Annotated in this window: 11 protein-coding genes; all 11 read right to left on the bottom strand. The window is 61.1% G+C overall.

The window, feature by feature from the left end; genetic code table 11:
- Positions 1–2 precede the first annotated feature (2 nt).
- From D3871_RS05930 to D3871_RS05880, 11 genes are read right to left on the bottom strand one after another with little or no spacing between them, the layout of a single operon-like run.
- On the bottom strand, positions 3–1,445 hold the full coding sequence (locus D3871_RS05930) for a cobyric acid synthase (RefSeq protein ID WP_233575524.1): 1,443 nt from the start codon (positions 1,443–1,445) through the stop codon (positions 3–5).
- The gene (locus D3871_RS05925; RefSeq protein WP_119768047.1) at positions 1,442–2,239 is read right to left on the bottom strand and encodes an ABC transporter substrate-binding protein; all 798 of its coding nucleotides are present in this window, start codon (positions 2,237–2,239) and stop codon (positions 1,442–1,444) included. Before D3871_RS05925 ends, D3871_RS05930 begins: the two co-directional genes overlap by 4 nt.
- Positions 2,236–3,147: a cobalamin-binding protein gene (locus D3871_RS05920; RefSeq protein WP_119768046.1), complete on the bottom strand. Its 912-nt coding sequence runs from the start codon at positions 3,145–3,147 to the stop codon at positions 2,236–2,238. Before D3871_RS05920 ends, D3871_RS05925 begins: the two co-directional genes overlap by 4 nt.
- Positions 3,144–4,136: a threonine-phosphate decarboxylase CobD gene (cobD, locus tag D3871_RS05915; RefSeq protein ID WP_119768045.1), complete on the bottom strand. Its 993-nt coding sequence runs from the start codon at positions 4,134–4,136 to the stop codon at positions 3,144–3,146. The genes D3871_RS05920 and cobD overlap by 4 nt, the downstream gene beginning before the upstream one ends.
- Positions 4,129–5,094, bottom strand: a complete 966-nt coding sequence (gene cbiB, locus D3871_RS05910; protein WP_119768044.1) for an adenosylcobinamide-phosphate synthase CbiB — start codon at positions 5,092–5,094, stop codon at positions 4,129–4,131. The genes cobD and cbiB overlap by 8 nt, the downstream gene beginning before the upstream one ends.
- Positions 5,091–5,645, bottom strand: a complete 555-nt coding sequence (gene cobU / locus D3871_RS05905) for a bifunctional adenosylcobinamide kinase/adenosylcobinamide-phosphate guanylyltransferase (RefSeq protein WP_119768043.1) — start codon at positions 5,643–5,645, stop codon at positions 5,091–5,093. The genes cbiB and cobU overlap by 4 nt, the downstream gene beginning before the upstream one ends.
- Complete coding sequence (locus D3871_RS05900; protein ID WP_119769921.1) at positions 5,642–6,952, bottom strand: cobyrinic acid a,c-diamide synthase CobB; 1,311 nt, start codon at positions 6,950–6,952, stop codon at positions 5,642–5,644. Before D3871_RS05900 ends, cobU begins: the two co-directional genes overlap by 4 nt.
- A gap of 4 nt (positions 6,953–6,956) precedes the next feature.
- Positions 6,957–7,562, bottom strand: coding sequence for a cob(I)yrinic acid a,c-diamide adenosyltransferase (cobO, locus tag D3871_RS05895; RefSeq protein ID WP_119768042.1), 606 nt, complete (start codon positions 7,560–7,562; stop codon positions 6,957–6,959).
- Positions 7,555–8,331 (bottom strand): ABC transporter ATP-binding protein, encoded by a 777-nt coding sequence (locus D3871_RS05890; protein WP_119768041.1) that lies wholly within the window; start codon positions 8,329–8,331, stop codon positions 7,555–7,557. The genes cobO and D3871_RS05890 overlap by 8 nt, the downstream gene beginning before the upstream one ends.
- Positions 8,332–8,335: 4 nt before the next feature.
- Positions 8,336–9,373, bottom strand: a complete 1,038-nt coding sequence (locus D3871_RS05885) for a FecCD family ABC transporter permease (RefSeq protein WP_233575523.1) — start codon at positions 9,371–9,373, stop codon at positions 8,336–8,338.
- A gap of 14 nt (positions 9,374–9,387) precedes the next feature.
- The gene (locus D3871_RS05880; protein WP_119768040.1) at positions 9,388–11,256 is read right to left on the bottom strand and encodes a TonB-dependent receptor domain-containing protein; all 1,869 of its coding nucleotides are present in this window, start codon (positions 11,254–11,256) and stop codon (positions 9,388–9,390) included.
- Between the last annotated feature and the right edge of the window lie 35 nt (positions 11,257–11,291).

Raw genomic sequence — 11,291 nt, 5'->3', positions numbered from 1 at the left:
TTTTACCCCGCGCGCTCCTGCAAAGCCTTGTACAAAGGCAGCGCCGCATCCGCAATCCGGTCGATACTTTGCTCGCGCAATGCAGCCAGGTCGACCGGCTTGACATTCTTCAGCCCCGCCCACGACAGCAAGGCATGCATCGCTTGCGGCGCATCGAACACACCGTGCAAATAGGTACCCAGCACCAGATCATCATCCGATCTTGCGCCCTCCGTACGGCCATCGATTTCAAACGCCGGCCTTGCCATCGCCGGGCCGTCGGACCGGCCCATATGGATTTCATAGCCGCTTACCTCTGCATCGGCGAATATGCATCGCCCCTGCACCCTTGCCAGCCGCTTGGCTTGCGTGATTTCGGTGTCGACGTCAAGCAGGCCCAACCCTGCTGTCGTGCCCGGCGCACCTTCAACGCCATGCGGATCGCTCACGGTACGGCCGAGCATTTGATAGCCGCCACAGATGCCGATCACCTTGCCGCCGTAGCGCACATGCTTGCGCAGGGCATCCTGCCAGCCATTGCCAATCAGCCATTCAAGATCCGCGCGGGTGTTCTTGCTGCCGGGCAAAACGATCAGGTCGGCCGGCGGAATTGGCTGCCCCGGCCCGACGAAGCGCAAATCGACGTCAGGCTGCGCGCGCAAGGCATCGAAATCGGTATGGTTGCTGATGCGCGGAATGACCGGCACCACGACGCGGAAGCCGCCCTGCTCGCTTTGCTCGGGCTTTACCGCATCCTCTGCATCCAGATACAGACCATGCAGATAAGGCAGTACCGCGAGCACCGGTTTGCCGGTTTCCCCTTCCAGCCAGTCAAGACCTGGTTGCAACAGGCTGATATCGCCGCGAAACCGGTTGATGACAAATCCGACAATGCGCTTGCGCTCGCTCTCCGACAGGCACGACAGAGTACCAACGATATGAGCGAATACGCCACCCCGGTCGATGTCAGCGATCAGGATCACCGGACAGTCGACTGCCTCGGCAAAACCCATGTTCGCGATGTCGCGGTCGCGCAGATTGATCTCTGCGGGACTGCCCGCGCCTTCGACGATGACGGACTGATACTGCGCACTCAAGCGGCGATGCGATTCGAGCACCGCCTGCATCGCGATCGTCTTGTATTGATGATAGTCGCGCGCATTCATGTCGGCGCGCACCTGGCCGTGGATGATGACTTGCGCGCCGGTGTCGCTCGATGGCTTGAGCAATACGGGATTCATGTCGGTGTGCGGCTGAAGGCCGGCGGCCTGCGCCTGCAATGCCTGAGCCCGGCCGATCTCACCGCCATCCGTCGTCACCGCGCTATTGAGCGCCATGTTTTGCGGCTTGAAAGGTACGACCTTGATGCCGTCGCGCGCGAGCAACCGGCATAGCGCAGCGACCAACGTACTCTTGCCGGCATCGGAGGTCGTGCCCTGCACCATCAATGTCGAAAAGAGATTCATGTCTGTTCCTGATGCCAGCGGCCGATCAGGTCGGCGAGTTGTGTCAGGCCTTCGGTGATGGCCGATGGTCCGGGCGACAGGATGTCGGCCGACTTGATTTCGACAACCATGCCGTTGCGTACTGCGGGAATCGCATTCCAGCCATCGCGCGTGCAAACGGTTTCGGCACGAAACTTCTTGCCGCACCACGAACCGATGATGATATCAGGCGCGCGGCGCACGACTTCATTGGCATCGGCGATGATGCGTTGCTTGGCGCTGGAATGCGCTGCCAGGTCGGCGAACACGTCCTCGCCGCCGGCAATGGCGATCATCTCGGACACCCATCCTATGCCGCTGATGAGCGGCTCGTTCCATTCCTCGAAATACACCTTGGGGCGCTTTGCATGCACGCTTGCCTTCCTTGCGACGGCATCGATATGTGACTGCAATTCAACGACCAATCGCTCGCCAGTTTCTACCCGATCAACCAACGCCGCCACAACGCGGACCATGCGCAGGATACCGGCGAGATCGCGCTGATTGAACAGATGCACTTCAACGCCCGCCGCTGCGAGTTCGCGGCAGATGTCGGCCTGCATGTTGGAAAAACCGATCACCAGATCCGGTTCGACCGCAAGAATGCGTTCGATGCGCGAAGAGGAAAAGCCGCTGATTTTCGGTTTTTCGGCGCGTGCACGCGCGGGCCTCACGGTAAAGCCGGAAATGCCGGCGACCAGCTCTTCGGCGCCGAGCGCATACAGCGTTTCGACTGCTTCGGTACTCAGACAGGCGATGCGACGATAGTTGCTCATTGCCCCGCTCCCCGGCGGCTTCTCGCCTGTTCCAGGCGTGCGCATAATTCGGTGGCGCCTTCAATAATGCGCGGGCCGGAGCGATTGATCAGGTTGCCATCGATGGCGAACAGGTTGCCACGCTTGACGGCCAGCATGGAGGGATATTGCTTCCAGATCTCGATTCCGCTGACGGGCTGGTCATTGCGGTCGCCGCTGACGATGACTTCGGGGTTTTCCTTGAGCACAGCTTCCTGGGTAATGCTGGGCGCGGCCATCGGCAAGGCGGCAAAGATGTTTTCTCCGCCACAAATACGGATCGCATCGCTGATGATGTGCTTTTCATTCAGCGTGTAGAGCGGCTTGTCCCAGACCTGGTAAAACACGCGCACCAGAGGACGGTTGCGGTAGCGCGACACCAGGCCGTCGAGCTGGCGCTGCAATGCTCCCGCGCTTTGTTGCGCCTGCTGTTCGGTGCCCATCAACTGACCGAGCCGGACAACGGATCTGGGGATGTCGTCGAGCTTGTGCGGCTCGCTGTAAAACAACGGGATGCCGAGGCGCCGCAACTGCTCCATCTGGCGTGACGAGGCATTGTGGCGCCATACCACCAGCAGATCGGGTTTGAGGGAAAGCAGGCGTTCGACATCGACCGCGCGGTTGTCGCCGACGCGCGGAATGGTTTTCGCCTCGGGCGGATAATCACTGTAGTTGACGGTGCCGACAATGCGAGCCGCGCCGCCGGCGGCGAACAACATTTCGGTCACATGCGGCGACAGCGAAATCACGCGTCGCGCCGGCTGTGCCAGCGTGACCAGGTCGCCCGCATCGTCGTGTATGCTGATCACCGCTTGCGCCGGCATGGCTTGCACTGCCAGCGCGATGAGTGCCATGCGCACCATGTACTTCCGGCAAAGTTTTCCGATCATTGTGTATTCCTTTTCCATGCCTCCAAGGCTTGCATCAGCCGGAGCCAACCCGCTTCATCTCCCGGAAGACCCAGGCGTATGCCGCGCGCCTGCCGCGCGAACAAACGTACCCAGATCCCGCGCTCGGCCATATGATGAGCAAAGACTTCTGGCTGCTCTTCGGGCCACCATTGAAACAGCGCGGTCCCGTTAGCGTCGATCCCATACTCGGCCAGCAGACGGTGCAGACGGTCGCCTGACCGTATCAGCTTCGATTGCACTTCTTGTTGCCACTGGCGATCCGACAAGGCGGCACAGCCGATGTCCTGTGCCGGCCCGCTGACGGTCCATGGTCCTATCCAGTCGGCTAGCCTGTGCAACAAAGCATGATCGGCTGCGACAAACCCCAGCCGCAAGCCGGCCAGGCCGAAAAATTTTCCGATGGAGCGCAATACGATCAATCCCTGACGGTGCGTATGGCATGCCACACTGTTTTTCGGCACGGTGTCGCCGAATGCTTCATCGACCACCAGCCAACCGTCTCGTGCAGCCAGGCGACCGGCCCAGTCGAGCAGCATGCCGGGGGCGATAGTCGCGCCTGTCGGGTTGTTGGGGTTGCAGATGACCATCACGTCGGCTTGGTCGATATGAGCTGCAAGATGGTCATAGGCGATTTCCTGCACCGTATGTCCGGCCTGTCGCCAGCAATGCGCGTGTTCCGCATACGATGGCGCCGACAGCACGACTTTCGATTGTTTCCTTATGCGCGGCAAGGCTTGAATGGCCGCCTGCGTACCCGCGACCGGCAGCAGGTGCGGCGCGCCGTAGTAGGTGCGGGCGGCAGCGAGCAAGGTATCGCTAGCTTGCGGCAACCGATGCCAGGCATCGGCCGCGATTGTGGGCACCGGATAACCGACCGGATTGATACCGGTCGACAGATCCAGCCACTCGCTTTCCGGCCGTCCGAAACGTAACGCTGCTTCGCGCAGATTGCCGCCGTGTTCAAGCATCAGGCATCCTTTCCGCCAGCACTGCAAGTACCGCAAGCACCATGAATACGATCAGCCACAACACCGTCGTGCGCGCCACCAGGCTCCATGCGCGCGCAATGTCGCCGCTCCGGGGCGCGTGCCCGGCACCGAGCGGCGGGCGAGTTTCGATCGCACCGTCATATTCGGCCGCACCTCCGAGTGCGAGTCCGAGCGCGCCCGCGCCCGCCGACATCACCGGACCTGCATTGGGACTCGGCCATGCAGCGGCCTGCGTCCTCCAGCATTGGCATGCGCGCCGCGCGTCACCCAACAACAGATACGACAAGGCGGTGAGCCGTGCAGGAATCCAGTTCAAGGCATCATCGGTACGCGCGGCCATCCAGCCGAAGGCAAAAAAGCGTTCATTACGGTAACCCCACATCGCGTCGAGTGTATTGGCAAGGCGAAACAGCAATGCACCCGGGCCGCCGGCGACGGCGAACCAGAACAACGTGCCGAATACCGCGTCATTGCCGTTTTCCAGTGTCGACTCGACCGCAGCCTTGGCGAGGTCGCCTTCTTCAGCTCGCACCGTATCGCGACTGACGATGCGCGAGGTCAGCATGCGCGCAAGCGGCAGATCGGCATTGGATAAGGCGGTGGCAATCGGAAGCATATGGTCGCGCAAGCTGCGCAAGCCTATGCAGAGGTATAACAACGTCGCATGGATTGCGGCTGCGAAGAGGATATGGATTTGCGCCGCGAAATGAATCAGCACAATGGAGCCGGCCACCAACGGCAGTACGGCTGCACACCAGGCGAGAATACCTCTTGCATAGCGTCCGTTGCCATGATTGAGCGCACGCTCGATGGTCACCGCGAGCTTGCCGAAGCCGACCAATGGATGGAAGCGTCGCGCTTCGCCGAGCAGCCAGTCGAGGGCGACACCTGCCGCCATCAGCAAGGCCAATGCCAACGCAGACATGCCGGTCATCATGCGGCACCCTTCAGCTGCATGGGCAATCCGGCAACCATGAGCACCGCACAATCGCATCGCACGGCAACGGCCTGGTTCAGCCGCCCTGCTTCATCGACAAACCAGCGCGAGATCGCGCCTTGCGGAACGATCCCCATGCCGACTTCATTGGATACGAGGATCACGTCGCCGCCTGCCTGCTCCAGTGACTCGAGCAAGGCTTGCCGTTCACGGGAAAACGCCGGAGGCGGCATGATGACGCCGACGTCGGGGTAATCTCGCTGCTCTGAAAACAGCAGATTGGATAACCATACGGTCAGGCAGTCGACCAGCACCACACAGTCCGGTGCGCCCCATCGCGCAATCGCGGCGCCGAGGGCAAGCGGCTCTTCGACACTTATCCAGTCGGCCTGCCGGCGCTGTCGATGCAGTGCAATACGCGCAGCCATCTCGGCGTCGCGCGCGTGCGCAGTCGCAAGGTAGACCACCTTTTTACCGCTGGATGCTGCCAGCGCTTCCGCATGCGCGCTCTTGCCCGAACGTGCGCCGCCAATCACAAGAGTCGCTGTCATGTTCTTTCCTGCCCATTGAACACGCCGGCTACCGCCTCAGGACAGGAGGGAAAATAGGCATGAAAGTAAGATGCGGTCAGTGAACCGAGGCGATAGATCGCTTCACCCTGCGTACCGGTCGAATGCTTGATCGCATACGCAGCCGGCGCGAGCGAGGAATCAAGAGAGGAATAGTGAAACGCATGTCCGCGCAATTCGCCGTGTTCAGTCGCCCAGGCCTGCGGTCCCAATGCAGCAAGACGCTTTTGCATGCTCACGCGGCCCGGCAACACACCGGCCATGGGCCAGGTTGCGCCATCGAGTCCGGTCAACTCATCGGCCAAGGCCATCATGCCGCCGCACTCGGCCAGAATGGGAACTTGCGCGGCATGTGCCTGCAATATCGATTGCTGCCATTGAGTCGCATCCGCCAAGGCTTGTCCATGCAGCTCAGGATAGCCGCCCGGCAGATAGACGCCATCGGCGTGCGGCGGTATGGCTTCATTAGCCAGCGGCGAAAAGAAGACGCACTGTGCGCCCAACGCCTGCAGGCAATCGATGTTCGCCGGATACAGGAAAGCAAATGCGGCGTCGCGCGCGATCGCTATCGTCTTGCCTTTCAGCACAGGTTCGATCGTCTCGTCCTGCGGATCATACGCAAGCGTGGTGACGGGAAAAAGATCCCATGCATGTTCAGGCATGTCCAGCTGCCCGGCCAAGCCATCGAGCAACGACTCCAGATCGCTCACCTCATCGGCCTGCACCAGACCAAGATGCCGCTCGGGCAGGGACTTCTCCTGGCGCGCGAGCGTGCCCAGCAAAGGGATATCACGCATCGCTTCATCTATCATTTGCGCATGACGCGCACTGCCGACGCGATTGGCGATAACGCCGGCCAGGTCCACCGGCCCATAGTCTCGCAAGCCGTGCACCACGGCACCGGCAGTCTGCGCCATGGCCGACGCATCGAGCACCGCCAGCACCGGCACATTGAAGGCTCCGGCAAGATCAGCGGATGAGGGCGTGCCGTCGTACAAGCCCATGACGCCTTCGATCAGGATCGCATCGGCCTCGGCGGCCGCCCGCGCCAGCAATCTGCGGCTGGCTGCATGACCCACCATCCACAAGTCAAGCGAGTACACGGGATGACCGGAAGCCCGCTCCAGCATCATCGGATCGAGAAAATCGGGTCCGGTCTTGAACACGCGTACGCGCTTGCCCTGCTGGCGCAGCTTGCGGGCGAGCGCCGCCGTCACCGTGGTTTTTCCCTGGCCGGACGCAATGGCCGAGATCAGCACGACACGTGCAGAAGCGGGAGCTGTCGTCATGGCTTTACCATTCAACGCCGGCTTGCGCCGCGATACCTGCGGCGAATGCATGCTTGACAGGCTGCATTTCCGTCACAGTATCGGCAACGGCAATCAGTTCGAGCGGCGCCGCGCGGCCGGTGACGACGACATGCTGCATGACCGGACGGGCCTGCAGGTCGGCGATCACTTGCTGCACATCCAGGTATTTGTACTTCAATGCGATATTCAACTCGTCAAGTACGACGAATCCGATGGCAGGGTCGGATAAAAAGCTCTTTGCCTTTTCCCAGGCCCGCTCGGCGCTGGCAATGTCGCGCTCGCGATTCTGCGTTTCCCAGGTATAGCCGTCGCCCATCGCATGGAAACTGACTTCGTCGGGGAAGCGCTGCAAGAACAACTCTTCCCCGGTCGACTTGGCGCCCTTGATGAATTGCACGACGCCGACTTTCATGCCATGGCCGAGCGCGCGGATCGCCATGCCGAAGGCGCTGGAACTTTTCCCCTTGCCATTGCCGGTATTCACCAGCAGCACGCCGGCGTCGCGCTTGGCCGCATCGATCTTTTGATCGACCACTTCCTTTTTGCGCTGCATGCGCACGCGATGGCGCTCGTTGATGTCATCACTCATGATGCGTGTTCTCCGCTGGAATAAAGATGCTGCGTTTGCCGTGCCGGACGATATCGATCGGATAGCCGAGGCAATGGCTTAAGCGTTCTGCAGTCATCACCTCGTTGACCGGTCCCGCCTGCCAGGTGCCATCGCCCATCAGCAACAACGCATGGGTTGCCACGCTATGCGCGAGATTAAGGTCATGGCTGACCAGGATCACCGCCTTTTGCTCGGCCCGGCACAGCCGGGACAGCAATTCCATGACACCGACCTGGTGCGCCAGATCGAGCGCGCTGGCGGGTTCATCAAGCAACAGGAGCGGCGCGTCCTGCGCCAGCGTCGCCGCGATGGCTACCCGCTGGCGCTCGCCGCCGGACAGCGTACGTACGTCGCGTTCCGCTAGTTCGGCGACATCCAGTGCACGCAATGCAGTCATCGCAACACGGTAATCGTCTTCCGCATCCCAGTAACGATCGTCCTGATAAGGATGACGCGCCGCCAGCACGGTTTCGATGGCACGATAGCCGAAGGCATCGTTACGGCCCTGCGCCAGATAAGCCCGTTCGCGCGCCAGCGCGTTCAATGGCCAGTCGGCAAGAGAACGTCCCTTGATGCTGACGTTTCCGCTATCGGGGGGACGCATCCCGACCAGCGTGCGCAGCAAGGTACTTTTGCCAGCGCCGTTGCGCCCGATGACGCACCAGCACTGTCCGGTCTCTACTTGCCAGTTCAATCCAATGACCAGCTTGCGCGCGCCGATGTGCAAGGAAAGTTGATTCGCCTGCATACACTTATTTCCTGTGCAACTGGTGCAATTGCACCAGGAAAACCGGCACGCCGATCAATGCCGTGATGACGCCGACCGGCAACTGCTGCGGCGCGATGATAGTACGCGCGAGCGTATCGGCGAGGACCAGGAAACTGCCGCCGGCCAAGGTTGCAGCCGGCAACAGCAGCCGATGGTCGGGCCCCCATGCAAAGCGGCATGCGTGCGGTACGATCAGGCCGACAAAGCCGATGCTGCCGGCGCTGCTGACGGCGCTGGCAGTCAGCAGCGCCGCGCACAGGAACAGGCCCTGACGCAACCTGGCCACCGAAATGCCCAGGGTGGCAGCCGCTTCCGCATGCAAGGCCATCACATTCACCGCGCGCGCCACACGCACCGCGAAAACCAGCGCGATAGCCCAGATCAGCCACGGCAGCCCGCGCAATTGCGTGGCCGACAAATCGCCGATCAGCCAGAACACCATCCCGCGCAGCCGGTTGTCGGGTGCGATCGACAACATGAGCGTGACGAGCGCGCTGCAACCGGCAGCCACGATGACGCCGGTCAGCAGCAGCATGGGCGCATTGCTGTCGCCTCCGCTGCCGCGCAGGTCGCGATAGGCAAGAATCAACAAAAGGAAGGCGACCGCGATCGCGCCGGCGAATGCGGCCAGGTCCACCATCCATGCAGCGGCCATGAACAGGATGGCGGCCAGCGCGCCAACCGCCGCACCGCCTGACACCCCGAGCACATAGGGATCGGCAAGCGGATTGCGCAGCAAGGCCTGCATCATGACGCCGGCCAGTGCGAGTGTCGCCCCGGTCACGAAAGCGGACAAGGCACGGCCCAATCGCAATTCAAGCAGGGTTGCCGCGAGTGACGCCGGCCGACCGGCCAGGATGTCGGCCAATGCCCCGAACAGTTCGGGCACTGACAGCGATACAGAACCGATGGCGCAGGCGAACAGTATGGTTGCGGCGCCGGCCGCGGCCAGCGCAGACAAGATCGTCACCGCGCGGCGGCGCTCGCGAAAGGACGGCAGTGAAATAGCGCTGCTATGCACGTTGCTCCCGTTGCTTAACGTATGCCGTAACGGATTCCGACAAAGACGCTGGAACCGACCGTGTTGTAGGTTCTCGCCAGTTCATATTCCTTGTCGAACACATTTTCCCAGCGTCCGAACACCGACCAGCCTGGCGCGAAATCATAGTGCGCGTACAGGTTGACCAAGCCGTAGCCGCCCAGGCGATTGCGGTTGTTGGTATCGTCGAAACGGTGGCCAGAGAACACGACTTCGCTTCCCGTGGTCAGCTTGCCGAGGCCGTATTCCAGCCCAAGGGTGCCATGTTTTTTGGAGCGGCGGGCAAGTTGCCGTCCGGTCGTCTCGTCCTTCGGATCCTGCAGATCGAACGCACCGCGCAGCTTGAAATCACCCAGTGGTACGGCGGCATTGAAACTCAAGCCTGTCAGCAATGCCTTGTTGACGTTGTACGCGCAGCCGAATGGATGGGTCGCTTGCTCGATCGGACAGACGGTGGTATTGACCAGCATGTCGGACAGTCGGTTGCGGTAATACACGGCGCTGTACTGCGACTTGCCGTTATCGTAGTACAAGCCGATCTCGGCATTTCTGCCCTTCTCCGGACGGTTGCTTGCAATGCCGAAACCCGGGAAATACAAGTCGTTGAAGGTCGGCGCGCGGAAGCTGGTCGCGACGCTGGCGCTGGCCCGCAATGCGCCTGTCAGACGGTAGCCGTAGGACAAGTTGCCGGTGGTTTTGGAACCGAACTGCGAATTGTCGTCGTAGCGAATACCTGCGGCAGCCAGGTGAGCGCCACGCTTCAATTGATAGGCGGCGGCCAGCGATTCGGTGGTGCGCGCACCTATCAGCTCCCGGGTGGTGGAGTCGACTTCTTCCCTGCGATGCTCGGCGATCAATTGCAGGATATCGGTGCCGAACACTGTGAAATTATTTTGCCAGCTAACATGCGTCTGGGTGGTATCGAACAAGGTGCGACCGGAGCGCATGTTCGATACGACACGATCCTGCGATTGTGATACCTGCACCTGGCTGGTCCAGTTCGGCAGGATCTGGTTCTTGCTGTAGACGCCATAGGAAGCCAGCTTCGTGCTGCTGCGGTCGTCGAAGGTCGCGCTATTGTCGAACCGGTTCTTGAGATCGCTATGCAGAAAAGTCAGACCGATATCATGGCCTTTCGCAAGCTGCAAACCGAGTTGTCCGCTCACGCTGTCGTTATCGAAGCCGTCGCGATCCGGATTGAAACCGAATGCGCCGGGCTTGGTCGCCGAAAAGCCGTCCGATTCGTCATGCGATGCGCGCAGCGCATAACGGAAGCCTTCATGCGATCCCGACACGCCCGCTTCGAGCTTGTAGGTATTGTGACTGCCGAATCCGGCCGACACGGTCGGTGCAGGAGGCCCATCGCCCTGCTTGGTGAAGATCTGGATCACACCGCCGACCGCATCGGCGCCATACATGGTGCTTGCCGGGCCGTACACGATTTCGACCCTGTCGATCTGCGACAAGGGAATGGATGACCAGGTTGCACCGCCGCTGGTGGAAGAACCTACGCGCACCCCATCGATCAGGACAATATTCTGTTTGTTGTCTGTCCCGCGCAGAAAAACCGAAGAAGACGCACCAGGGCCTCCATTGCGCACGACTTCGAGGCCGCGCTGGCGTTGCAGCAAATCGACCAGCGACTTGTGACCGGACTTGGCAATGTCGTCCGAGGTAATGATTGCATAGTCGCTGAGTACTTCAGTCGCAATCTTCGGCATCCTCGACACGGTGACGACTACGGATTCAAGTTGTTTTTCTTGAGCAGTTGCGAGCGACGATGCGGAAAACGCGGAGCAAATGGCGAGCGCCATGACCAAGGGCTTGCCTGCTGCCTGAGCGGCCAGGGATACGGATGAAGACATGATGTGATTCCAGTGAATAGCCAATCGCCCGCTTC

Origin of the sequence: Noviherbaspirillum saxi, from assembly GCF_003591035.1 — a bacterium.
GTDB lineage: Bacteria > Pseudomonadota > Gammaproteobacteria > Burkholderiales > Burkholderiaceae_D > Noviherbaspirillum > Noviherbaspirillum saxi.
This window is presented reverse-complemented; position numbering and strand designations above follow the sequence as displayed.